The sequence below is a fragment of the Variovorax sp. WS11 genome (assembly GCF_010499245.1).
In the GTDB taxonomy this organism is placed as follows: Bacteria; Pseudomonadota; Gammaproteobacteria; order Burkholderiales; family Burkholderiaceae_C; genus Variovorax.
The window spans coordinates 2,853,394-2,876,259 of the sequence record NZ_JAAGOW010000001.1 but is presented as its reverse complement, the minus strand read 5'-3'; the positions used below and the strand labels follow the sequence as shown (position 1 = coordinate 2,876,259).

Genomic DNA, 22,866 nt, shown 5'->3' with positions numbered 1-22,866 from the left:
CTCCGCTTTCCCATTCAAATTATTGAAATATCTCGAGGAGTTTATTCGTGAGCACCCCATCCAAATCAACTGATACGCGCAAGAGCGTCTTCCGGATCAAAAGTGTTCCTAAATCAGGTGATTTATCGAACAAGCCAAGCAAGAAAGAGAAAACAACCCGACAGCCACTGCCAGACATTATCCCGAAGCCCATTGCCACATGGAAACCGGTGCTGCCGGCGAACATGCATGTAGTATCGCCACGGGTTCAGCGTCCGGTGGATCTAGCGACTCAGCTCGCAGCCAACAGAGATGAAGAAATTAGTTACAGCGAGAGCATAAATCTCGACGAATACCTTGCTCCATATCCGAATTCGCCCTCGCCTGATTTGCCTAAATCTGACATTCAGGGTCTCGCCACCCTCGATGAGGAAATTGCGCCGCGATCCTCCTCTAGCGAAGGCGAGCTCACGATGAGCCAAGACAAGAACGTCATAACCTCATCTCAACAGCTCGTACAGCCGGAGAACGACTCTGGAACAGAAAAAAAAGCAGCCAAACCACCTGCACGACAATTGTTCGAAGTCATCAAAAGAGAAAAGACACGCAGTAGCGTGCGAGCACTGGGAGCGCGGCGCACGATCAACAGCGCAATCCCAATCGAAGTGACGTCACACGACGCCGACGCCTACGGCGAAGGCTCCATCACGATGCCCGAAGGGCCAGAGGCAGTGCGCAAGCGTTCCATCGCCGACACCTCCGACGGCACGGGGAACGAGGGTCAACTAGATGCGGACTTGGAAACAATTGGTCTTTTAAACGAACTGAACGCCGATATGGCTCACCTGGGATTTGTTGACGCCATGTCGCCATCTACTGAGTCGGCTGAAAAACCAGTAGCTACTACGCCAACTGTGTCAACACCTGAGCACACAGAAGACTTGACAGAAGTGGCAGATCAGGTCCTCGAGCTCGAAAAATTCGTGAAGATTAACAATCGACCAGAAGGAAAAGAATTTCTCCGCACAGCAGCAAAAGATCTGTCAGTTACCAAGAAAAAAATAAAAGCTGCAGCCTTGGCTGCTCAACACGCAGCTAGAGTTGTTGAAGAAGCAGCTAAAGCCGCCAGAGTTGCTGCTAACGAGCCAGTTAGAGTTGCGCTTGTGTTAAACATCAAAGCGCTGATTGAAGAAAATAAAAGCGCCACCGCAAGTATTTCGAGCAGAGTTCTGAACATTCTCTATTACGCTGCCGATGGCCTTCTTGTCAATCCGAATAATTCGCATCCGGAGGTCAGTACCCATGCGAGCACTTTGAACGCGCTTCCGGAGGAGGAGAGACCTGGGCAACTAAGAGCCCTGTACAACGCGCTCGGCGCTCACTTGTCTCGAATAGATCAAGGCAGGATGGAAGCTAATATTTCCCGCATTGAAAGCGCCAAGACCTCTTTCGCCGTGCGTAACGGACTCGAGAGCCTTAGATTGAATATCTTGATAACCCTCAATTCTCAATGAAGCGTCCACCCTCAAATACAACGGCCAAATCGAAATTTTTCATGAAGAGTGCGCATTAGCCTGAACAGAATGGGCGTTGTGGAACGGCCTCTGGCAAACTCCAACACGGCCACCACCATCCGCCGCACCCGGATGGCGGCTTTAGGCAAGTACGCAAAGGAAACTTGCTTCTGCATGCAGCAGATCTCCGTCATTTCTCTAAGCACTTCATTTCAGCAATGTTGTCATGTTATTTCACTTGAATTTGCTTTGATTCGAAAATTTACTTCACAAGTCACCAAAATATCCAATCATGTCAAATAGAACTTCAGTTTCGAATTTTCATTCGAAAATTCAGCGCAACCCCTCTCAAACAGCACAAAGCGACGAAAGGAAAAAGGCAGAAAAAAACGTCTGACAGACGCAATTCCAAAATTGGTTCTGAAAAATCTTGGCGCCTCAGATTCCGCCCCGCGACCCAAAAAACCAACAAAAACAGAACGACCGACAAAGACGATCACCGAAGCACCTGAATTTGACTCTAGCGAAAAGTCTCATTCAAATCCATCCCTCGAGTTCATGGACAAGTTCGCCGAAAATTCCTTGCCGATGAATATAGGGGACAGAATTCGCACTCGGCCAGTACCAGCAAAGCTAAAACAACAGGCTAGATCGACCACTCTGGCGCGGAGTTTGACGAGAGAATCGACACGGATGCATTTGACAAGAGGCTTAGCAATCTCCTTCCTGAGAAGCAGGTCTTCTCTTGGTGGGAGGACGCTCTTGCCAACCGGCGACGAATCGGCGGTAGTCCTGTTCCGCGGATGCAAGTCGCGCGCGCTCCTGGTCGCGAATGGCCTTCACGCTGTAGTCGCGCGCCGGGCCCGGCTTGTTCCCGCCGCGGCGCGATGTGTGACCAGCCATGAGCTCAAGTCGCCGAATCTTGTATTGCAGCAGAGCGGGCCGCGTCCACACATAGTCTTGCTGCTTGGTCAGCATGTGCCAGATGAGCACGGCCAGCTTGCGCGCCGTCGCGATCGCAGCGACTGACTTGCACCGCTTGACGCTGATTCGATGAAAGAACGCGCTCAGCGGCCCAGTGCTCGAGGCGAGCGACCATGCTGCCTCGACCAGCATGCCGCGGGCGTGTCCTCGCCCCTGATGAGTGATGTGGCCGTGGTACGCCGGATGGTCCCCGGATTGATGCACCGAGGGGTTCAGCCCAAGGTAGCTGACCAGCTTCTCAGGGCTGGAGAACCGTCGGATGTCGCCGACGGCAGCCAGCACACTGGCTGCGACGATGGCGTCGACGCCGCCGATGGTCATCAAGCGCTTGACGTTGGGATCGGCAAGCGCACGCTGTGCCACGTCTCGGTCGATGATGGCCAATTCGGCGGCGAGGCGGCCGAGTTCATCGTGATGACGCAACGCCATCCGCATCTGGTCAGCAGGAAGAGGCAGGGCTTCGAGCCGTGCCCGGCCCCGCTTGCTGAAGATGTGGCCGGTCTCCTTCGGGACGAGGTTGGCATGAAGGATGGACTGAATGCGGTTCTTGAGCCGCGTCATCTGGCCGACCAGCTGCGTGCGCTCAGCGATGACCCTCCGTTGTAGTTCGACGTCCTCGGGAGGCATCCAGACCTCTGGCAGGAACTGCGCCGCATGGAGACGCGCGAGGGTCGCAGCGTCGATCTTGTCTGTCTTGACCTTGGCCCAGGCGATCGCTCGCACTTGGAGGGGGTTGGCAATGACCACGCGACGCACGAAGGGGAGTTGTCAGGATTTTTGTGTTCGAGGCCGGTTGATTGATTTGTTCTCGATTGTTTTTTCTTATGTCTTCAGGCCCCCGCCAGGCCGCCGGAGGCGCCCCGGTTGAGCCATGTATTCATGGTTCAACCTCCTGATTTTGCGTTGCCTTGGGCCGCGTGCGTGAAGCGCTCTTCGTAGAGGATCGCGAATTGATTCATCGCCTCCTTCCAATTGTGCGCCGCGCGCCCCCAGTCGGTCGTGATGTTGCGCAACGCCAGCCAGATCAGCTTGGAGGCCGCGTCATCACTGGGGAAGTGGCCGCGCGACTTGATGATCTTGCGCAACTGCGCGTTGATGCTCTCGATGGCATTGGTCGTGTAGATCACCCGGCGGATGGACGGCGGAAACGCGAAGAACGGAATCACCCGATCCCACGCACGGCGCCAAGCCGCGACCACGGTCGGGAACTTGATACCCCAGGGGCCTTGAGCAAAGGCATCGAGTTCGGCCTCGGCCGCTTCGGCGCTCGCGGCCGTGTAGATTGGCTTGATCGCCGCGGCCAGCAGCTTGCGGTCCTTCCAGCTCGCGTAGTCCAGCGAGTTGCGTATCAGGTGCACGATGCAGGTCTGCAACGTGGTAGCCGGATACACCGCCGCCAGCGCCTCGGGCATGCCCTTCAAGCCATCGGTGACGGCGATGAGGATGTCACCCACGCCGCGGGTCTTCAGGTCGTTGAATACCTTCATCCAGAACTTGGCGCCCTCGGTGCCTTCGATCCACAGGCCGAGGATGTCGCGCGTGCCATCGGGCAGCACCCCCAAGGCCAAGTAGATGGCCTTGTTGCGCACCACCGCGTCTTCTTTGATCTTCACGCGCAAGGCGTCGAAAAAGACCACCGGGTACATCGGCTCCAGCGGCCGGGCCTGCCAGGCTCCGACCTCGGCCATGACGGCGTCGGTGACCGAGCTGATGAACTCGGGCGACACCTCCACCGCGTAGCTCTCCATCAAGAAGCCCTGGATCTCGCGCATGGTCATGCCGCGCGCGTACATGGCCACGATCTTGTCGTCGAAGCCGGTGAACCGGCGTTCGTGCTTTGGGATGAGCACTGGCTCGAAGGAGCCCTCGCGGTCGCGCGGCACCTCGATGCGAAGTGGCCCGTCACCGGCCAAAACCGTCTTGGCACTCCTGCCATTGCGCTGATTGCCACCGCTGGCCTCGGGCTTGCTCGCGCCGCTCGGGTAGCCCAGGTGGTGCGACATCTCGGCACCCAGGGCGCGCTCGATCAGCGCCTTCTTGAACGCGGCCGTCGCCTCATTGACTGCGTCACCGGTCATGGGGCCGGTGACGAACTGGTCAATCAACTCCTTCGGAATCGACGGCAGCGCCGCCATCTTGGCGGCGATCGCCGCGTTCTTCATCTTCGTCTTGCTTACTGGCATACATGCTCCTGGTCGTCATGCTATGCCTCGAACACAAAATTTTTGACAGGCTCCACGAAGGGCGTCAGCAGTCGGACAATGATCGCCGTATTGCCGGTTGCCTCCAGCACGACGTCGTCCTCCTTGGTCAGCACCTTGTTCGCGAAGGCCAGCACGGCCTCGCGCTCCATGACGAATCGGCCGTGGTCCTTGACCAGGCCTCCGTCGAGGATCGCAACCTGTGCGAAGTTGCGATGCACGTCCAAACCGATGACTCTCATAAGGCGATCTCCTGCAGTGGCGTTAATCACGGCGGAAGCTCGCGGGCAACACGACAACTACGGATCCGCGCTCGCAGCGCAACCGGGCGAATCGAAGGGGCAGCCAGATAACAACCCGAGCTCGCAGCTCATTGTCGAACGCCGGCCTGCCCGCGAACACATGCTCCCGTCGCCCCTATCCCGGTGCACGGACACTACTCCGCGAAGGCTCACCGCGCCAAGGGTGGTGCGAACTCCAAGCATGCCAGGTAACAACCTCATGGAGAGAGACGAAGGCAAACAGGCCGGCCAGGCAAAAAGGCGCCGAAGGTTTCTTGAGCTTGAAAGGAATTCCCGTTGTTAGCGAGGAGGCTATCAACGCCAAATCCGAGGCTTCGGACGAAGAATCTCCTCCCAACAATTAATTGAGCAACCGGGAGGATGGAAAAATGTGCATCCTCGGGTTGTCGACAGGGAATTTCGGAGCGCAAGAAGGGCCTCTACCGGCCTCCAACAAACTCCAACACCTCCTCCACCATCCGCCGCACCACCGGCTGCACGCGGATGGCGGTTTCAGGCAGGTACGCAAAAGGCAGCTGCTCCTCCATGTAGCTGGCCTGCGTCATTTCCAGCTGCACCGCATGCACGCCGCCCGCGGGATTGCCGAAGGTGCGCGTGATATGCCCTCCCTTGAAGCGGCCGTTCAACACCGCGGTATGGCCGCTTGCCGATGAGGCGATCCGGAGCAGCGCATCTGCCAGCGCCGGATCGCAGCTCGTTCCTCCCCCAGTCCCTAGATTGAGATCGGTCAACCGCCCTTCGAAAAAGCGCGGCAGCACCGAGCGGATCGAATGCGCGTCCCACAGCGCGACGGTGCCGTGCAACTGCTTCATGCGCTCCAGTTCGGCCGTCAGCTTCTGGTGGTACGGCTTCCAGATCGCATCCACGCGCGCCGAAATCTCAGCCTCGTCCGGCACATCGCCAGCGGCGTAGAGCGGCGTCTTGTCGAAGGTGTCGACGGGGCACAGGCCGGTGGTGTCCTGGCCCGGGTAGAGGTTCTGGTTGTCCGGCGGCCGGTTCAGGTCGATCACATAGCGTGAATGCGTGGCCACGAGCACGGAAGCGCCCAGTTCGTCGGCGAAGTCGTAGAGGCGCTCCAGGTGCCAGTCGGTATCTGGCACCTGTCTCGCCTCCTCGGTCAGCCGCGCGGCCAGTGCGGGCGGCACATGGGTGCCCACATGCGGCATGGAGATGAGCAGCGGCCGCGTGCCCTGGCGGAAGCGGAAAGGGGGCTCGGTGGTTTCGAAGAAGTTCATGACGGTGAATCAGTGAGCAGTTGGTTGCGCGCGGCGACGAAGGCCGCCGCCGCATCGTGGTGAAGAGGATGCCGTCCGCCCGCGACGCGTGGCTGGCCGGCCACCCAGGCCGCGGCGATCGCGTTGCCGCGATGGCTGGCGAAGACATGCGAGGACAGCATGTCCGTCGCGCCGAGGCCGGCGAGCGCAGGATGGCTGGCGTCGAGCATCACGAAGTCGGCCTGCTGGCCGACAGCCAGGCCCGCGACCGCGCGACCTGAAGCCTGCGCCCCACCCTGCACCGCCGCGAGCGTCAGGGCCGTCGCGACACAAGGCTGGTCCGCATCGGCGCCGATGTTGCGCTGCCGGGTCGCCAACCGCTGGCCGTATTCGAGCATCAGCAGTTCCTCGGCCGCGTTGACGCAGGCATGGCTGTCGGAGCCGACGCCCCAGCGCCCGCCGCTCGCGCGCCAGGCACCGAAGTCGAACAGGCCGTCACCGAGGTTGGCCTCGGTGGTCGGGCACAGCCCCGCGACCGCGCCGGTCGCGGCCGCGCGGCGGTATTCGTCCGCATCCATGTGCGTGGCATGCACCAGGCACCAGCGCGCATCGACCGGCGCATGGTCGAGCAGCCACGCAACGGGGCGCTGGCCGCTCCAGGCCAGGCAGGCCTCGATCTCGGCGGTCTGCTCGGCGATGTGGATGTGAATGGGCGCGGTGGCATCGATCGCGTCCAGCCCCGCGAGCACATCGCGCAAGGCCTCGGGCGCGACCGCGCGCAGCGAATGCGGCGCGAGGCCGAGGCGCGCGCCCTGCGACTCGCACGCGGGGCGCAGGCGCTCGAGCAGGCGCAGCATCGATTCCGTCGAACGAACGAAGCGGCACTGCCCCGCATTGGGCGGCTGACCGCCGAAGCCGCTGGCCTGGTAGAGCACGGGCAGCAGGGTCAGGCCGATGCCGGTGCGTTCGGCTGCGCGCAGCAGCGCGAGCGCAAGCTCGGCATCGTCGGCATAGGGCCGGCCGTCGCGGTCGTGGTGCAGGTAGTGAAACTCGCAGACCGAGGTGTAGCCGGCTTCGAGCATCTCGACATAGAGCCAGGTGGCAATGGCTTCGACCTGCTGCGGCGAGAGCTGCGCCGCAAAGCGGTACATCAGGCTGCGCCAGCTCCAGAAGCTGTCTTCGCCGCTGCCGCGGAATTCGGTGAGCCCGGCGAAGGCACGCTGGAAGGCATGCGAATGCAGGTTGGGCATGCCGGGGACGATGGGGCCGCTTGCGGTCGGCGTGCCTGCAGGTGGTTGCGCGTCGGCCTGCACCTGCGTGAGCTGTCCAGCGTCGTTCCACGTCAGCAGGACGTTCTTCGACCAGCCTGCCGGAAGCAGCGCATCCTGCGCGAAGAGCGCGTTGGTCACGGCCGCGTGCCCTCACCCTGCCCTCTCCCAGAGGGAGAGGGAAAAGCAACACGGCCCCGCCGCACCACGATGCGCGCAGGCCTGTGGCCGAACCAGTACGCGAGCTCGGCCGCCTCGCGCACATCCCACAGCACGAAGTCGGCCGGCCGCCCCACGCCGAGCACGCCATGCGTGTCCTCGAGGCCCAGCGCCTTCGCCGCGTGCACGGTGACCCCGGCCAGCGCCTCGGGCACGGTCAGGCGGAACAGCGTGCAGGCCATGTTCACCATCAGCAGCAGGCTCAGCGCCGGCGAGGTGCCGGGGTTGTGGTCGGTCGACACGGCCATCGGCACGCCAGCCGCGCGCAGCGCTTCGATGGGCGGCAGGTGCGTATCGCGCAGCGTGTAGTACGCACCCGGCAGCAGCACGGCGACGGTGCCGGCCTCGCGCATGGCGGCGATGCCCTCGGGGGAGAGGTGCTCGATGTGGTCGCACGACAGCGCGCCGTAGCGCGCCGCCAGCGCCGCACCGCCCATGTCGGACAGCTGCTCGGCATGCAGCTTGACCGGCAGGCCCAGCGCGCGGGCCGCCTGGAACACGTGCTCGGTCTCTTCCAGCGAGAAGGCAATGCGTTCGCAGAAAACGTCGACCGCATCGATCAGCCCCTCGGCAGCGAGGGCGGGCATCATCTCCCGGCACACCGCGTCGATGTACTCGCCGCTGCGGCCCGCGTACTCCGGCGGCAGCGCATGGGCACCGAGGAAGGTGGTGCGTACCGTCACGCCATAGGCCTCGCCGAGCCGCCGCGCCACGCGCAGTTGCTTGCGCTCGTGTTCGAGCGAGAGGCCGTAGCCGGACTTGATCTCGATCGCGCACACGCCATCGGCCAGCAGTTGCTCCAGGCGCGGCGCGGCCTGGGCGAAGAGCTCGTCTTCGTCGGCCTCGCGCGTGGCGCGGACCGATGAGACGATGCCGCCGCCGGCCTTCGCGACCTCCTCGTAGCTCGCCCCCGCGAGGCGCATCGCGAACTCGTTGGCGCGCTGGCCGCCGTAGACCAGGTGCGTGTGGCAGTCGATCAGGCCGGGGGTGACGAGCGCGCCTGCGCCGTCGTGACGTGGCGCAGTGGCAAAGCGCTCGGGCACGGCGCCACTGTCGCCGATCCAGCCGATACGGCCCTGCTCCACGGCGATTGCCGCTTGCGCGCCCTCGGGCAGCGACACATCGGGCGCCGCACCAGGGGCCAGGCGCAGGCCCGTCCACAGGCCGTCGGCGGAAGGAAGGTGGTTCGGGGTTGTCATGGTTCGTCTCTCAAGGCTGCGGGTCGGCGGGCAGGATGCGCACCACGGCCAGGCGCGCATCCGGACTCGCCGGCACGGCCTGCCACGCGTGCGGCGCTTCGGTCCAATGCAGGCCCTCGCCTTCGCGGCAGAGCCGGTCCTCGCCATCCAGGCGCCAGTCGCCACGCAAGACCAGCAGCACACCATGCGAGGCGGGAGCGATCGCGCCTGCGCCGTCGAGCACCTGCACCTCCGCACGCCACTGCCCGCGCCGCGTCATCACATTGAAGTCGCTCGACGCGCCGCCCTGCAGCGTGCAGTCGATCTCTACATCCCCGGGAAAGGCGAAGGGCCGGTGCGGCACGTCGAGCCGGTGATCGATGCGCCCATCGCGCGAGTGCAGGCGAACGCCCTCGCCATCCAGCAGCGTGATGCTGCGGTCCACGCCCGCGAAGACCGAGAAGGGCCCCGCAGCCGCGATGGTCGCGATGCTCACGCGCCAGCCGAAGTCGGACAGGCCCGCGCCCGCGGGCCAGCAGGCGATCTCCTGCGTGGTGCCGCCGCCGTTCTTCCAGGGCGTCGCGGGCAGCGTGGCGCGCGAAAAGCGATGAAGGGCCATCAGTCCGGCTTGATGTTCTGCTTCTTGATCACGTCAGCCCAGCGCACGGTCTCCGCCTGGATCTCGGTGGCGAGGTCCTGCGGCTTGCCGCCGCCGGGCTCGAGCCCCTGCGCCGCGAACTTCTCCCGGATCGCGGGCTTGGCGAGCGAACGCGCGCTCTCGGCGTTGAGGCGGTCGACGATGGCCGCGGGCGTGCCGGCCGGTGCCATCAGCGCATACCAGGACACGGCTTCGAAGCGCGGCAGGCCCTGCTCGGCGATGGTCGGCAGCTCGGGCATCGTCGCCGAGCGCTTGATGCTCGCGACGCCGAGCGCACGCAGCTTGCCCGACTTGACGTGCGGCAGAACCGCCGACATCGCGCCGAACATCATGGTCACCTGCCCGCCCACCACGTCGTTGAGCGCGGGGCCGATGCCCTTGTAGGGCACGTGAATGAGCTTCACCTCGGCACTGAGCGCCATCAGCTCGCCGGCCAGGTGCGCCTGGCTGCCCGCCCCGGGCGATGCGAAGCTGAGCGTGCCGGGCTTCTGCTTCGCGAGCGCGAGCAGCTCCTTGAGCGACTTGGCGGGCACGTCCGCGTTGACCACCAGCACGTTCTCGACGGTCGCGAGCATGGCGACAGGCGCGAGCTCGCTGGCCTTGTAGGGCAGCGTGGGAAAGAGGCTGGGGTTCACCGCCACGTTGCCCACGGGCACGATGCCCACGGTGTAGCCATCGGGCGTTGCCTTGGCGATTTGCTCGACGCCGATGTTGCCCGCGGCACCCACCTTGTTCTCCACCACGAAGGGCTGGCCGAGGGCCTCGGAGAGCTCCTGCCCGATGACGCGCGCCAGCACATCGGCCGGGCCGCCGGGCGCGAAGGGCACGATGACGCGCACGGGCTTGGAGGGATAAGGCTGCGCATGCGCGATCAAGGGCACGGCGAGCAAAGGCAACAGAAGGGCAAGACAACGCTGGATCATCAGAGTTCCTCGAAGGTGGGAAGGTCGGGGCGGGCGATCTGCGCGAGGACCTCGTAGTCCGCGGGATCGGGCACGGCGAAGCCGGCAAGCAACAAGCGTTCCGCGACGGCGTGCAGCTCCGGCACCTTTGTGCTGGCCTGCAGCGCTTCGCGCAGGCGCGCGAGTTCGTCCGGCTTCAACGCGGCCGTGGCCACCAGCGGCGGGATCGGCCGCGCCTCGGTGCTGGCGATGATGCGCACCTGCTGCGCGAAGGCGGGCTCGTTGTGTCGCAACAGGTCGTGGTAATAGCTGTCGAGCGGGCCGACGTCGATGGTGCCGGCGGCCAGCGCATCGATCACGCCGCGCGCGTGGATCAGGTTGCCGACCGCCTTGCGATAGAGACGCGCTCCCCGTGCTTCGCGGTAAGGCGCGAGGTGGTTCGCCAAGGCCACGCCGCCCGACATCGAATCGGCCAGCGTGTAGCCCACCACGCCGCCGAAGGTGTCTTCGAGGCGCTGGTACGGCGCGTCGGCGCGCACGACGATGTCGGTGAAGTAGACCGGCCGGCCGCCGTAGCGCGCCGGCGAAGGCACCGGCGCGGCGACCAGCGTGGGCCGCGGCGTGCGCTGCGAGAAGGGCAGCCCGCACATCATCACCAGGCCCAGGTCTTCGCGCGCCCACAGTGCGGCCAGCGGCGCAGGCGCGTCGTAGTCGATCACCTCCCAGCCGAGCTCCGCGCGCGCGAGCACCCATGCGAGCAGGGTCTTCCAGTCGGCCCGCGCCGAGGCGGTGGCCGAGTACATGCGCGCGTTGGCGACCCGAGCCATGGCGAGCGTCAGCGGAAGCGAAGCTGCTGGCCCAGGCCCATGCGCTTGGCCTTCGCGAGCATCGCCGAGCCGAGCGCGATGTCGGACAGCGACAAGCCGCGATGCCAGAACAGGTTGGTCTCGTCCTCGCTCTCGCGCCCGGGCTTGATGCCCGCGACGATCTGGCCCAGCTCGGCATGCAGCGTCTGCTCCGACAGCTTGCCGCTGTCGACGTGCGCGCGCAGTGCGCCCAGCGGACCGGCCTTGGCCTGGCCCCAGTCGTCCATCACCATCTTGTCCATGATGTCCGTCAGCGAAAGCTCGACCGCGCTCATGGTGCCGTAGGGAATGACGCAGGCGCCCTTCTTGATCCACTCGGTCTTGAGCATGGGCGTGGGCTTCTCGAGGCGCGAGGCCTCGACCACGATGTCGGCGCCGCGCACGCAGGACTCCCAGTCCTCGGTGATGGTGATCTTCGTGCCCAGGTCGCGCTCCAGGCGCGCGGCGAATTTCTCGCGGCTCTCGGGTCGGCGCGAATGCACGCGGATCTCGTCGAAGTGGAAGATGGAGTGCAGCAGGCGCACGTTCCAGTACGAAGTGCCGCGCGCGCCGATGTGACCGAGGATCTTCGAGTTCTTGCGCGCGAGGTGCTTGGCGCCGATGGCGGTGATCGCGCCGGTGCGCATATCGGTGATGTCGGAAGCATCGATGATGGCCACCGGCACGCCGGTCTTCGGATCGAAGAGGTTGAGCAGCGCCAGCTCCGAGGGCAGGCCGATTTCGTAGTTGCGATAGAAGTCGCCCACCACCTTCACGCCCGCCACGCCGAGCGGCCGGACGTAGCCGCGCAGCACGTTGAAGTGGCCCGGGTAGTCCTTCTCGGGCACGAGGTGCATGCGCGGCTCGATGGTGGTTTCGCCGCGACCTTGCGCGAGCAGGCCTTCTTCGACGGCGGCGACGATCTCGGCGTCGGTCATCGCCAGCGCCTGGACGTCGAGGTGGTTCAAATAGTGCAGATAGATCTCGGACATGGGGTTGGGCTCACTTGATCATGGGGAGTTGGAGGGCATGCTTCTTGGCCGTCGCAACGGCCTGTTCGTAGCCGGCATCGGCATGGCGCATGACGCCGGTGGCCGGGTCGTTCCACAGCACGCGGCCAATGCGCTTCGCCGCTGCGTCGGTGCCGTCGCACACGATCACCACGCCCGAGTGCTGCGAGTAGCCCATGCCGACGCCGCCGCCGTGGTGCAGGCTGACCCAGGTCGCGCCGCCCGCGGTGTTGAGCAGCGCGTTGAGCAGGGGCCAGTCGGACACGGCATCGGTGCCGTCTTTCATGGCCTCGGTCTCGCGGTTGGGACTGGCGACGGAGCCGGTGTCGAGGTGGTCGCGGCCGATGACGATCGGGCCCTTGAGCTCGCCCGACTTCACCATCTCGTTGAAGGCCAGGCCCGCCTTGTGGCGCTCGCCCAGGCCCAGCCAGCAGATGCGCGCCGGCAGGCCCTGGAAGGAGATGCGCTCGCGCGCCATGTCCAGCCAGCGGTGCGTGTGCTTGTTGTCGGGGAAGAGCTCCTTGATCTTGGCGTCGGTCTTGTAGATGTCCTCCGGGTCGCCGGAGAGTGCGACCCAGCGGAAGGGGCCCTTGCCCTCGCAGAAGAGCGGGCGGATGTAGGCCGGCACGAAGCCGGGGAAGTCGAAGGCGTTCTTCACGCCTTCGTCGAAGGCGACCTGGCGGATGTTGTTGCCGTAGTCGACGGTGGGGATGCCCATGGCCTGGAAGTCCAGCATGGCCTGCACGTGTACCGCGCAGGACTTCGCGGCATCGGCCTTCAGGCGCTCGTGCTGCGACGGATCTTTTTGCGCATCGATCCACTCCTCGACGCTCCAGCCGGCGGGCAGGTAGCCGTTGATCAGGTCGTGCGCCGAGGTCTGGTCGGTGACGAGGTCGGGCTTCAGGCCGCCGGCCTTGGCGCGCTTCACCAGCTCGGGGAGGATCTCGGCCGCATTGCCCAGCAGCGCGATCGACACGGCTTCCTTCGCCGCCGTGTGTTGCTGGATCAGCGCGATGGCTTCGTCGATGTCCTTGGCCTGCTTGTCCACGTAGCGCGTGCGCAGGCGGAAGTCGATGCTCGACTGCTTGCATTCGATGTTGAGCGAGACCGCGCCGGCGAGCGTGGCGGCCAGCGGCTGCGCGCCGCCCATGCCGCCGAGGCCGGCCGTGAGGAACCACTTGCCTGCGAGGTCGTCGTTGTAGTGCTGGCGGCCGGCTTCGACGAAGGTCTCGAAGGTGCCCTGCACGATGCCCTGGCTGCCGATGTAGATCCAACTGCCGGCGGTCATCTGGCCGTACATGAAGAGCCCCTTGCGGTCCAGCTCGTTGAAGTGCTCCCAGGTCGACCACTTGGGCACCAGGTTGGAGTTGGCCAGCAGCACGCGTGGGGCATCGGAATGGGTCTTGAAGACGCCGACGGGCTTGCCCGACTGGATCAGCAGGGTCTCGTCGTCTTCGAGCGTCTTCAGCGAGGCGAGGATCTGATCGAAGCATTCCCAGTTGCGCGCGGCGCGGCCGATGCCGCCGTAGACCACCAGGTCCTGCGGGCGCTCGGCGACCTCGGGGTCGAGGTTGTTCTGCAGCATGCGGAAGGGCGCCTCGGTCAGCCAGCTCTTGCAGCTGAGCTGGCTGCCGCGCGGGGCGCGGATCACGCGGCTCGCGTCATGGCGGGGGTCGGTGGCGGTCTGGGCGACGAACTTGTCTGGAGCGTTCATGGCGGCTTGTCCCTTTGGTTTGGGGGCGAGGTTCAGGGGCGGCTGGGCAGGATGTCCAGGAGGGCGGCGGGCCAATCGCAGCGGCGCGCCCACTGGCGCATGGCCTCGATGTCGGGGGCGATGAAGTGGTCCTGGTCGATGAAGGCGACGTGCTGGCGGATGGCGGCGAATTCGGCTTCGAGCAGGGGCGAGCTCTTCGGGCCTCGCTTGAGCTCGATGCCCTGCGCGGCAGCCATCGCCTCGATGCCCACGACCACCGCGGTGTTCTGCACCATCTCGCCAAGGCGACGCGCGGCAAAGGTGGCCATCGACACATGGTCCTCCTGGTTGGCCGAAGTGGGCAGGCTGTCCACGCTGGCCGGATGGGCGAGCGACTTGTTCTCCGAGGCGAGCGACGCGGCCGTGACCTGCGCGATCATGAAGCCGGAGTTGACGCCGCCATCGCGCACCAGGAAGGGCGGCAGGCCCGAGAGGCCGCTGTCGAGCAGCAAGGCCATGCGGCGCTCGCTGATGGCGCCGATCTCGGCCACCGACAGCGCGATGATGTCGGCCGCGAAGGCCACGGGCTCGGCGTGGAAGTTGCCGCCGGAGATCACGTCGCCGTTGTCGAAGACCAGCGGGTTGTCGGAGGCCGCGTTGGCTTCGGTGCGCAGCACGCGGGCGGCATGCGCGAGGTTGTCGAGGCAGGCGCCCATGACCTGCGGCACGCAGCGGACGGAATAGGGGTCCTGCACGCGGCCGCAGTCGGCATGCGAGGGGATGATCTCGCTGCCTTCGAGCAGCGTGCGCACCGCGGCCGCAACCGCGATCTGGCCCGGCTGGCCGCGCGCGGCGTGGATGCGGGCATCGAAGGGTTTGATCGAGCCTTGGATCGCCTCGAGCGAGAGTGCGCCGGCCATGAGGCCGGCCGCAAACACGTCCTCGGCACCGAAGAGGCCCGCCAGCGCCAACGCTGTCGAGACCTGCGTGCCGTTGAGCAGGGCCAGGCCTTCCTTGGGGCCGAGCACGAAGGGCTGGAGGCCGATGCGCGAAAGCGCCTCCGCGCCACCGATCACCGCGCCCTCGGGCGTCGTGACCTCGCCCTCGCCGATCAGCACGCAGGCCAGGTGCGCGAGCGGCGCGAGATCGCCGGAGGCGCCGACCGAGCCCTTGGAGGGGATGAGAGGCAAGAGGCCGGCGTTGTGCAGCGCGATCAGCGCATCGACGATCTCGGGCGCGATGCCGGAGTGGCCGCGCGCCAGGCTCACCGCCTTGGTGGCGAGCACCAGGCGCACGACGCCGTCCGGCAACGGCGCGCCGGTGCCGGCGCTGTGCGAGAGCACGAGGTTGCGCTGCAGCTCGGCCAGGCGCTCGTGCGGGATGATGGTCTGCGCGAGCTTGCCGAAGCCGGTGTTGATGCCGTAGACCACTTCGCCGGCATCGACGATGCGGCGCACGGTGGCCTGGGCTGCGAGCAATCCGGCGCGCGCTGCGGGGTCGATGGCGAGCTGTATGCCGCCGGCGTGCACGCGGCGCAGGGCGGCGAGCTCGACCTCGCCGGGCGTGAGCAGCAGCGGTGCGGTGGAGAGGGAGGCGTTGTCCATGCGTGAATCCTGTCTATACAAGTAGGTGCGTGCGAACGGCGGTCCTGATCTGGGCGGACTTCGTTCAGCCGAAGCTCGGATTGCCGTCCGCGCGGAAGCGGCTGCCCAGGCGGTAGCGCGAGGCCGGGTGCAGGCAGCGCACCATCGTCACGGGGGTGCTGCGCGACCAGGTACGGCGCGTCAGCAACAGGCACGGATCGTTGGAGGGCATGTCCAGCCGCTCGGCCTGCTCGACCGTCGGCAGCACGGCATCGACCACATGCTCGATCTGGTCGAAGGGCACGTTGCGCACGAGGTACTCGCTGGGCGACATGGCCGAGAAGTCCTGCTCGAGGAAGGCCGGCACCATGCGCGGGTTGACGTGGCGGTCTTCCAGCTGCACGGGCAGGTTGTTCTCCAGGTGCAGGCACACGGTGTGGAAGACCGACTCGCCGGGCCGCAGGTCCAGCCACACGGCCACGTCGGGCGAGGCGGCGATGCGCTCGGCCACGAGGAACTTGCAGCGGTAGTCGTGGCCGCGGGCGCGGATCTCGCTGGCGATGTTGGCGATCTGAAGCAGCGTGGACTGGGGCTTGTCCTCGGCGACGAAGCTGCCGACGCCCGCCACGCGAACGATGCGGCCCTGCTCCACCAGCTCGCGCAGCGCGCGGTTGACCGTCATGCGCGCGACGCCGAACTGCGCGACCAGCTCGCTCTCCGAAGGCAGGCGATGGCCGGCGGGCCAGGAGCCGTCCTGGATCTTGTGGGTGATGAAGGACTTGACCTGCTCGTAGAGCGCCAGCGCCGGCTGCAGCGGCGCCGCCGGCCCGTGCGCGGGCTTGCTGCTGCGGTGCTTGGCGCTGGTGGTCATGGCTTCGTTCTTCAGTGTTCGGCCGCGGCCATGGACTCGGCGCGGATCTCCTCGGTGAGTCGCGCCTTGATGTCCATGAACTCGGGCGAGGTCTTGATGGTGTAGTGCCGCGGATGCGGGAAGTCGACCGCGATCTCGCTCTTGATGCGGCCCGGCCGCGCGCTGAACACCGCCACGCGGTTGGCCATGAAGATGGCTTCGTCGATGTCGTGGGTGACGAAGAGCACCGTCTTCTGCGCCGATTCCCAGATGCCCAGCAACAGCTCCTGCATCAGCACGCGGGTCTGGTTGTCGAGTGCGCCGAAGGGCTCGTCGAGCAACAGGATCTTCGGGTCGTTGGCGAGCGCCCGCGCGATCGCGGTGCGCTGCTGCATGCCGCCCGAGAGCTGCTTGGGGTAGTGGTTCTCGAAGCCGCGCAGGCCCACCTTGGCGATGAAGTAGTCGCTGCGCTCCTTCTGCGCGCCCTCGCCCATGCCGCGCTCGCGCAGGCCGAAGCGGATGTTCTGCGCGATGGTGAGCCAGGGGAAGAGCGTGTAGCTCTGGAACACCATGCCGCGGTCGGCGCCCGGCCCTTCGATGGGCTGGCCGTCGAGCAGCACGCGGCCTTCGCTCGGATCGTCCAGGCCCGCGACGATGCGCAACAGCGTGGACTTGCCGCAGCCGGAGGGGCCGAGGATGGTGACGAAGTCGTTCTCGCGCACCTCGAAGTCGATGGGCAGCAGCGCCTGCGTGCGCTGGCCGCGGTTGCCGGTGAAAGTGCGGGAGACGCTGCGGATCGAGAGCTGGCTTTGCATCACAGGGCACTCCACGCGAACAGACGGCGGTTGAGGAACTTGAAGGCGAAGTCGGAGACCAGCCCGATCACGCCGATGACGATGATCCCGAAGATGATCTGGCCGGTGTTCAGCAGCGCCTGGCTGTCGGTGATCATGTGGCCGATGCCCGAGGAAGAGCCGATCAGCTCGGCGACGATCACGTAGGTCCAGGCCCAGCCCAGCACCAGGCGCAGGGTCTCGGCGATGCCCGGCGCGGCGCCGGGGATCAGCACGCGCGCGACGATGCCGCGGCTATTGGCACCCAGCGTGTAGGCCGCCTCCACCAGGTCGCGGCGCGCGCCGCCCACGGTGACGGCGACCATCAGCGTGATCTGGAACACCGAGCCGATGAAGATCACCAGCAGCTTTTGCGCCTCGCCGATGCCGGCCCAGAGGATCAGCAACGGGATGAAGGCCGAGGCCGGCAGGTAGCGGCAGAAGGAGACGAAGGGCTCGAAGAAGGCCTCGACGGGCTTGTAGGCGCCCATGGCAATGCCCAGCGGCACGGCGACGATGGCCGCCAGCACGAAGCCGCCGACCACGCGCCACACCGTCATGCCGATGTCGTGGATGAAGTTGAACTCGGTGAAGAGGCCGTAGCCTTCCTTCACCATCGTCACCGGGCTCGCGAGGAAGGTGGGCGGCACGAAGCCGCCCAGCGTGAACGCAGCCCAGACCGCGAAGAACAGGACGAAGAAGCCCAGGCCCAGCATCCAGCGCGCGCGGGGGCTGACGGGCTCGAGCGGCGCCATGCCGCGGCGCCGGCGGGGCGCTGCTGCGGTCGGCATGGCGGCGGGTGCTGCAGGCGCAGCGGTGGGGACGGCGGTGGTCGCTTGCATGGCAGTGGCCCTGGCAGGTTCGTGTGCCGCGTTCTTACTTGATGAAGCTCGCGTCGAAGGTCGCCGCGAGATCGTCGGGCGCCTTGCGGATCACGCCGGCCTCCAGCAGGATCGGCACCGATTCCTTCATGAACTGGGTGAGCTCGCCCGCGAAGAACTTCTGGTTGGCCGCCTTGTCTTGCCAGCGCAGGTAGGCCGAGGACTTGGCGAACTGCTCGCCGCTCTGCTTGACGGCCGAGCCCATCAGATCGTTGGCTTTGGCCGGGTCGCTCTTGATCATCTCCAGCGCCTCGAAGTACGAGTTGGTCAGGGCCTGCGCGGCCTTGGCGTTGGCCTTGAGCCAGGTGGGCGCGCAGCCCACGGTGTCCATCACCATCGGATAGTCGAGCGTGGTGGCGAGGATCTTGCCGGCCTGCGGGTTGGCGCGCACGGTCGAAAGATAGGGCTCGTAGGTCATGGCGGCATCGTTCTGGCCGGCGACGAAGGCCTGGGCGGCGGGCTGGGGCTCGAGCGAGACGGTCTTCACGTCCTTCAGCGACATGCCGTTCTTGCTGAGCATCCAGGCCAGGCCGAAGAAGGGCGCGGTGCCGGGGGCGCTCACGCCGATGGTCTTGCCCTTGAGGTCGGCGAAGGACTTGACGTCATTGCGCACCGCGATGCCGTCGGCGCCGTAGGACTTGTCCATCTGGAAGATCTGCACGATCGGCACGCCGTTGGCGTTCCAGGCCACGTGCGTCTCGACGGTGGTGGCCGCGCACTGGATGGCGCCGGAGGCCAGGGCCAGATGGCGGTCCTTCTGCGGGATCATCTTGATCTCCACGTCGAGCCCGTTCTTCTTGAAGATGCCGGCCTTGTCGGCCAGGGAGAGCGGGGCAAAGCCGGTCCAGCCGGACATGCCGAGGGTGATCTTGCTTTCCTGGGCATCGGCGCTGGCCGCCATGCCTGCGGCGCAGAGGCCTGCCGCGAGCAGCGAGGCGGTTGTTTGAAATGGCTTGAGCATCGAGGTTTCTCCGTCGCGTTTTGAAAAAAAGCCCGGCCGAGCTGCGCAGGAGCTGCTTCAGCGTGGGCCGATTGTTGATGACTGCGATGCACCTGTCTATACAGGGACAACCCTGAAAGCGGGTTTGTTCGGCCGTGGTCGGTCCCCAATGGGATGGTCGTCCGCGGCTTAAAGCGGCCACCATGCCCGCACAGACCAGCATTGGGTTCAGGCGCCTGATGTCGGCGGGGTGGCCTTGGCGACCAATGTCGTTGCGTCGGCCATTTGCTGGAAAACGAGTCGTTGCGCTTCCTCGGCGGCCGTCTTCTTCGCGGCCAATTGCTCGGCCGGCAGCTGCGCGGAATAGTCGGCGAACCCCTTCAGCATTTTCAAGAACGGTGTCTCAGGAAGGTTCTGCGACTGCACCTTTGCCAGGAAAGTCCCGATGGCACTGTCGAAGGCCTGCAAGCCTGCCTGCGGGTCGGGATAGAGCTTGCCCAAATCCTCGCGAATCTCCGCATGGAGGTCAGCCGAACCGCCCCCCTCCTTGTAGCGCTCCCGAACGGTCGACAGTGCTTTCCGGAAATGCCCGAGAAAGACCGACACATGGGGCAGGGCCTGCTCCTGCTGAAGCTCGCCTTGCATTCGCATTTTTATGTCCAGCCGGGGTGCGATCCTCGACTTGATGTAGTCCAGTTGCATATCCGCCGGCCTGGCCGAGGCCGCCTTGCAGATGGCAAGCAGCCTGATCGCGTCGATGCCGACGGCCTCCAGAAGCTTCATGAAGGGAGATTGGGGGTCGTAGCCGCCTCCCTTCAAGACCAGATCCTGGACCCGAAGCGCCAACGCATGAAGTCCCAGGTACTCGTTGTCGCGGGCATCGAAGTCCATCTCCCGGCTGCCGGCGAAGGGCTCCTTTTCAGGCAGGTACTCGCCCTCCTGGAATGCCACGTGCAGCCTGGAATCGTTCTCGTGCGTACCGGCCAGCTTCTGCTCCAGTTCCTCGCGGGACATCTCGAAGCCCAGGACGCGTGCAGCCCGCTGGCGCCACTTGGATTTGTGCTCGATCCGGTGTTGCTCGTAGCCGCGCTTGGCTGCCACGCCTCCCCAGACGAGCCCAGGCACGGCAGCGATTATCCCGGCCGGACCGAGCAACGGTGCGACGACGACGCTGCCCAGGACCAGACATGCCGTCACTCCCAGTGCCGTCATGCCGCCGACGGCCCCACCACCCGTGAAGATGTGTGTTTCGGCAAAACCTTTCTCCCGTTCCATTTGGCGAATCACCTTGTCCTGCCATCCGGCCAGACTGTGCACGATGCCCACCAGGAGTGGGTAGTCGGGATGCTCCTCGTTCACCTCCTTCAGGACCTTGTCCATTGCAGTTTTGCGCTGCTCGGCCCACTGCTTCTGGTCCGATTGGCGCAGGTGTTCCTGCACCCCCTTGTAAACATCGATGCCCCCGCCGACAGCGGCAAGCGGCGCCAATACCGCGGCGGCAGGGGCCGCGATCGCAACCGCGGGCGCGGCCAGGCTGGTGATCGCTGCGCCTGCCGATACGGCGGATGCCACCTGCTGAACCACCTGATTGGCGGCGCCGGCCTTGGCCCCATTCATCTCTGCGAGTTCTTTCTTAATCGGATTGAACTCCTTAGTCTCTGCGAGTTCTTTCTTGGTGGGCTTGAACACCTTCAAGGCGCTTTGATCGAAGTCCAGGAAAAGGTCCGCCTCCTCGGAGTTCGCTTCTGCAAGATAGTGCCAAAAGCGCCCGGCGTCGTTGACGCCATGCAGCACGTTCGCTTTTGCTTTGTCCTGGTCGCTCATAAGCGACGAGAGACCTTCCGCTGCGACTAATGCACCGGCGACCGATAGCACCGGCGCGACACAGCTCAGCGCGCCGCCGAGCACGCCGGCGCCGGCCGCGACGACTGGCTGGCCCAGGCCCGAGGCAGAGGCGGCAACAATGCGGTTGGCTTGCGCTACTCCGCCATAGGCGACCCCGACGTTGTCCAGTGGCAGGGTCTTCTTGCCGGTCACCAGACCTTCAGTGCCCTTGGCGCTCAGGTAGTTGCTGCCGGTCTTACGTTTGCCGACCAGTTTTCCGCCCATTTGGCGCCCACGCTGGCCTATGCGATTGATACTAACTCGCGTTCAAAGATATAGAAGTTATCCATTTGAACCCGGTCATTGAATGGGTTCGCGTAGGATTGGATTCGAGGGCGACGAGTCCGTTGGTCAGGGTGCTCTCGACGGCGTCCAGATTGGCGAAGACGTGGTTGGCGAAGCAGTCCTCGCGCAGCGACTCCCACAAGTGCTCGGCGGGGTTCAGCTCCGGGCTGTACGGGGGCAGGAAGATCACGCGCATGTTCTGCGGCACGGCGAGATCACCGGCGATGTGCCAGCCTGCTTGATCCATGACCATCACGATGAATTCCGCGGCGTGGCGCTGCGCGACCTCGCTCAGGAACAGCGACATTGTCTCGGCGCTGACCCAGGGCAGCACGAGGCTGTCCAGCACGCCGTCGTGCGGGCTGACGGCGCTGAAGGCGTAGATGTACTTGCGCTCCAGTCGCGCACCGACCACCGGGCGTGTGCCGTGAGGTGCCCAGCAGCGCCGAGGGCTGCCCAACAAGCCGAATCGGCCTTCGTCCTGGAACATCAGGCGCACTTGGCGCCCACGTTCAGCCTGGCGCTCGACCTCTTGGCGTACCGTGCGGCGCAGTTTTTTTAAAGGCGGCCTGCGCCGCCACGTCTGCCTTGGGGTGCCGTGGGCGCGGCACCACCTTGCGCCAACCGTGGCGATCCAGAAGCCGGTAGACCGTAGAGGGGGCCACCTGCTTGCCCAGTTGTTCCTGGTAGGCCTGCTGGATCTCCGCCACCGTCAGCATGCCGCCCGCCTCGGCACGCTTGACGAATGGCGCCAGAAGTTGCTGCTCTTGCTCTGGGCTGAGGTGTTGGTGATGCCTGCCGCCACGCCCGCGCAGCTCGAAGATGGCATCTCCCTCCTTCGACCAGCGCGAGTGCAAGACATGCACCGTCGCTGTGGACCAGCCCAGCAACTCGGCGATCTGCGCGGCTGAACTGCCCAGCGTCGCACGGATGAGCACGCACTGGATGCGCTGGTACTCCGCATGACTGCCGGCTCGCTTGAGCCGCTCCGCCAGGCGCTCAACAGTCGGCCTATCACCCACGATCAATGTCTTCATCCACGACTCCTTGAAGTTCGTGGAATGACATGATATCTAATCTATTGAACGCGAGTTGGTATGAGGCCATTCTGTACTGTCGCTCCTGCTTCGGTCTGCCAGTCCGTGAAGCGCTGGACTCTGGTCTTTTTGATCCTGACCACTTCGAAAACCTTCTGAAGCTTACCGCTGCGGTCGACGAAGGTCTTCTCTATTTTCTGGTAGCGCTTGCTGGTGGCTTTTTTCTTCTGCAGCTGCTTTGCCAATCCGTAGTGCAGAGAAAACGCTGCCTCGCCTCTCGCTCTTTGCGCCTTCAATATCTCCGGGTCAATTCCGAAGGAAACAGCCTGCCTGGCTTCCTGCTGCTTCGCGGCGTGATCGTCGGGCACGGGGTTGAACAGGTCAGACGCCTTGAGTTCGTCAGCTTGATTGAGAAAGCCGACTTCATCGGCGTTCCTGCGGGCCAGGAGGCGTGCATGTTGCCGGTTGAAAAGCTCAGCGGGCTGTTTGACAAGCTTGACGCGTCGGACGGTCGCTTCTCTGGCTTGGCTCGTCGACCTGTCGCCATGATTCTCGTTGAGATGCAGGACACGAGGTGTGGCTTGGAGACTGGCGGCGCGCATGGCA

General features: G+C 65.0%; 20 protein-coding genes and 2 pseudogenes. 1 reads left to right on the top strand and 21 read right to left on the bottom strand.

The genetic code is table 11. The annotated features are described in order from the left end of the window. Positions 1-47: 47 nt before the first annotated feature. A complete protein-coding gene (locus GXN78_RS14185; RefSeq protein WP_146163212.1) occupies positions 48-1,493 on the top strand; it encodes a hypothetical protein in 1,446 nt (481 codons plus the stop codon). An 11-nt stretch (positions 1,494-1,504) separates the two neighbouring features. Here the strand turns inward: GXN78_RS14185 and GXN78_RS14180 are convergent, their stop codons facing one another. The 21 genes and pseudogenes from GXN78_RS14180 to GXN78_RS14080 form a co-directional block, all read right to left on the bottom strand. Then, entirely contained in the window at positions 1,505-1,669 is a 165-nt protein-coding gene (locus GXN78_RS14180) for a hypothetical protein (RefSeq protein ID WP_164255463.1), read from the bottom strand. A 535-nt stretch (positions 1,670-2,204) separates the two neighbouring features. Continuing rightward, positions 2,205-3,224, bottom strand: coding sequence for an IS110 family transposase (locus GXN78_RS14175; RefSeq protein ID WP_164255461.1), 1,020 nt, complete (start codon positions 3,222-3,224; stop codon positions 2,205-2,207). A 137-nt stretch (positions 3,225-3,361) separates the two neighbouring features. Further along, entirely contained in the window at positions 3,362-4,639 is a 1,278-nt protein-coding gene (locus GXN78_RS14170) for an IS256 family transposase (RefSeq protein ID WP_106561513.1), read from the bottom strand. A 74-nt stretch (positions 4,640-4,713) separates the two neighbouring features. After that, a pseudogene (locus GXN78_RS14165) lies at positions 4,714-4,905 on the bottom strand (IS110 family transposase); the annotation flags it as partial. A gap of 494 nt (positions 4,906-5,399) precedes the next feature. Further along, entirely contained in the window at positions 5,400-6,215 is an 816-nt protein-coding gene (hutG, locus tag GXN78_RS14160; protein WP_106561152.1) for an N-formylglutamate deformylase, read from the bottom strand. Then, on the bottom strand, positions 6,212-7,603 hold the full coding sequence (locus GXN78_RS14155; protein ID WP_106561153.1) for a formimidoylglutamate deiminase: 1,392 nt from the start codon (positions 7,601-7,603) through the stop codon (positions 6,212-6,214). Before GXN78_RS14155 ends, hutG begins: the two co-directional genes overlap by 4 nt. Next, the gene (hutI, locus tag GXN78_RS14150; protein ID WP_106561154.1) at positions 7,600-8,880 is read right to left on the bottom strand and encodes an imidazolonepropionase; all 1,281 of its coding nucleotides are present in this window, start codon (positions 8,878-8,880) and stop codon (positions 7,600-7,602) included. The genes GXN78_RS14155 and hutI overlap by 4 nt, the downstream gene beginning before the upstream one ends. A 10-nt stretch (positions 8,881-8,890) precedes the next feature. Then, positions 8,891-9,478, bottom strand: a complete 588-nt coding sequence (locus tag GXN78_RS14145) for a HutD family protein (protein ID WP_106561155.1) — start codon at positions 9,476-9,478, stop codon at positions 8,891-8,893. Next, entirely contained in the window at positions 9,478-10,440 is a 963-nt protein-coding gene (locus tag GXN78_RS14140) for a tripartite tricarboxylate transporter substrate binding protein (protein WP_106561156.1), read from the bottom strand. The genes GXN78_RS14145 and GXN78_RS14140 overlap by 1 nt, the downstream gene beginning before the upstream one ends. Beyond that, positions 10,440-11,246, bottom strand: coding sequence for a PhnD/SsuA/transferrin family substrate-binding protein (locus GXN78_RS14135; protein WP_106561157.1), 807 nt, complete (start codon positions 11,244-11,246; stop codon positions 10,440-10,442). The genes GXN78_RS14140 and GXN78_RS14135 overlap by 1 nt, the downstream gene beginning before the upstream one ends. 8 nt (positions 11,247-11,254) lie before the next feature. Next, a complete protein-coding gene (locus tag GXN78_RS14130) occupies positions 11,255-12,256 on the bottom strand; it encodes an ornithine cyclodeaminase family protein (RefSeq protein ID WP_106561158.1) in 1,002 nt (333 codons plus the stop codon). 10 nt (positions 12,257-12,266) lie between these two features. Further along, positions 12,267-13,988, bottom strand: a complete 1,722-nt coding sequence (gene hutU, locus GXN78_RS14125; RefSeq protein WP_106561159.1) for a urocanate hydratase — start codon at positions 13,986-13,988, stop codon at positions 12,267-12,269. A gap of 32 nt (positions 13,989-14,020) precedes the next feature. Next, the gene (gene hutH / locus GXN78_RS14120) at positions 14,021-15,571 is read right to left on the bottom strand and encodes a histidine ammonia-lyase (protein ID WP_106561160.1); all 1,551 of its coding nucleotides are present in this window, start codon (positions 15,569-15,571) and stop codon (positions 14,021-14,023) included. Between the two features lie 64 nt (positions 15,572-15,635). After that, positions 15,636-16,421, bottom strand: a complete 786-nt coding sequence (gene hutC, locus GXN78_RS14115; RefSeq protein WP_106561161.1) for a histidine utilization repressor — start codon at positions 16,419-16,421, stop codon at positions 15,636-15,638. 11 nt (positions 16,422-16,432) lie between these two features. Next, positions 16,433-17,215 (bottom strand): ABC transporter ATP-binding protein, encoded by a 783-nt coding sequence (locus GXN78_RS14110; RefSeq protein ID WP_106561162.1) that lies wholly within the window; start codon positions 17,213-17,215, stop codon positions 16,433-16,435. Next, entirely contained in the window at positions 17,215-18,075 is an 861-nt protein-coding gene (locus GXN78_RS14105; RefSeq protein WP_106561163.1) for an ABC transporter permease, read from the bottom strand. Before GXN78_RS14105 ends, GXN78_RS14110 begins: the two co-directional genes overlap by 1 nt. Before the next feature lie 34 nt (positions 18,076-18,109). Beyond that, complete coding sequence (locus tag GXN78_RS14100; RefSeq protein WP_106561164.1) at positions 18,110-19,075, bottom strand: ABC transporter substrate-binding protein; 966 nt, start codon at positions 19,073-19,075, stop codon at positions 18,110-18,112. A gap of 207 nt (positions 19,076-19,282) precedes the next feature. Continuing rightward, positions 19,283-21,163, bottom strand: a complete 1,881-nt coding sequence (locus tag GXN78_RS14095) for a hypothetical protein (RefSeq protein ID WP_106561165.1) — start codon at positions 21,161-21,163, stop codon at positions 19,283-19,285. A 31-nt stretch (positions 21,164-21,194) separates the two neighbouring features. Beyond that, a pseudogene (locus GXN78_RS14090) lies at positions 21,195-21,779 on the bottom strand (IS630 family transposase); the annotation flags it as partial. After that, entirely contained in the window at positions 21,736-22,260 is a 525-nt protein-coding gene (locus GXN78_RS14085) for a winged helix-turn-helix domain-containing protein (RefSeq protein WP_146163252.1), read from the bottom strand. The gene GXN78_RS14085 and the pseudogene GXN78_RS14090, both read right to left, overlap by 44 nt. Positions 22,261-22,301: 41 nt before the next feature. Next, the gene (locus GXN78_RS14080) at positions 22,302-22,862 is read right to left on the bottom strand and encodes a hypothetical protein (protein WP_106560727.1); all 561 of its coding nucleotides are present in this window, start codon (positions 22,860-22,862) and stop codon (positions 22,302-22,304) included. Positions 22,863-22,866 lie beyond the last annotated feature (4 nt).

Coding starts and splice junctions, on each gene's coding strand:
- GXN78_RS14130 (WP_106561158.1), bottom strand. CDS start 12,256: ATGTCCGAGATCTATCTGCACTATTTGAACCACCTCGACGTCCAGGCG.
- GXN78_RS14080 (WP_106560727.1), bottom strand. CDS start 22,862: ATGCGCGCCGCCAGTCTCCAAGCCACACCTCGTGTCCTGCATCTCAAC.
- hutH (WP_106561160.1), bottom strand. CDS start 15,571: ATGGACAACGCCTCCCTCTCCACCGCACCGCTGCTGCTCACGCCCGGC.
- GXN78_RS14105 (WP_106561163.1), bottom strand. CDS start 18,075: ATGCAAGCGACCACCGCCGTCCCCACCGCTGCGCCTGCAGCACCCGCC.
- hutC (WP_106561161.1), bottom strand. CDS start 16,421: ATGACCACCAGCGCCAAGCACCGCAGCAGCAAGCCCGCGCACGGGCCG.
- GXN78_RS14170 (WP_106561513.1), bottom strand. CDS start 4,639: ATGAAGAACGCGGCGATCGCCGCCAAGATGGCGGCGCTGCCGTCGATT.
- hutI (WP_106561154.1), bottom strand. CDS start 8,880: ATGACAACCCCGAACCACCTTCCTTCCGCCGACGGCCTGTGGACGGGC.
- GXN78_RS14180 (WP_164255463.1), bottom strand. CDS start 1,669: ATGCAGAAGCAAGTTTCCTTTGCGTACTTGCCTAAAGCCGCCATCCGG.
- GXN78_RS14100 (WP_106561164.1), bottom strand. CDS start 19,075: ATGCTCAAGCCATTTCAAACAACCGCCTCGCTGCTCGCGGCAGGCCTC.
- GXN78_RS14135 (WP_106561157.1), bottom strand. CDS start 11,246: ATGGCTCGGGTCGCCAACGCGCGCATGTACTCGGCCACCGCCTCGGCG.
- GXN78_RS14085 (WP_146163252.1), bottom strand. CDS start 22,260: ATGAAGACATTGATCGTGGGTGATAGGCCGACTGTTGAGCGCCTGGCG.
- GXN78_RS14145 (WP_106561155.1), bottom strand. CDS start 9,478: ATGGCCCTTCATCGCTTTTCGCGCGCCACGCTGCCCGCGACGCCCTGG.
- hutU (WP_106561159.1), bottom strand. CDS start 13,988: ATGAACGCTCCAGACAAGTTCGTCGCCCAGACCGCCACCGACCCCCGC.
- hutG (WP_106561152.1), bottom strand. CDS start 6,215: ATGAACTTCTTCGAAACCACCGAGCCCCCTTTCCGCTTCCGCCAGGGC.
- GXN78_RS14140 (WP_106561156.1), bottom strand. CDS start 10,440: ATGATCCAGCGTTGTCTTGCCCTTCTGTTGCCTTTGCTCGCCGTGCCC.
- GXN78_RS14095 (WP_106561165.1), bottom strand. CDS start 21,163: ATGGGCGGAAAACTGGTCGGCAAACGTAAGACCGGCAGCAACTACCTG.
- GXN78_RS14110 (WP_106561162.1), bottom strand. CDS start 17,215: ATGCAAAGCCAGCTCTCGATCCGCAGCGTCTCCCGCACTTTCACCGGC.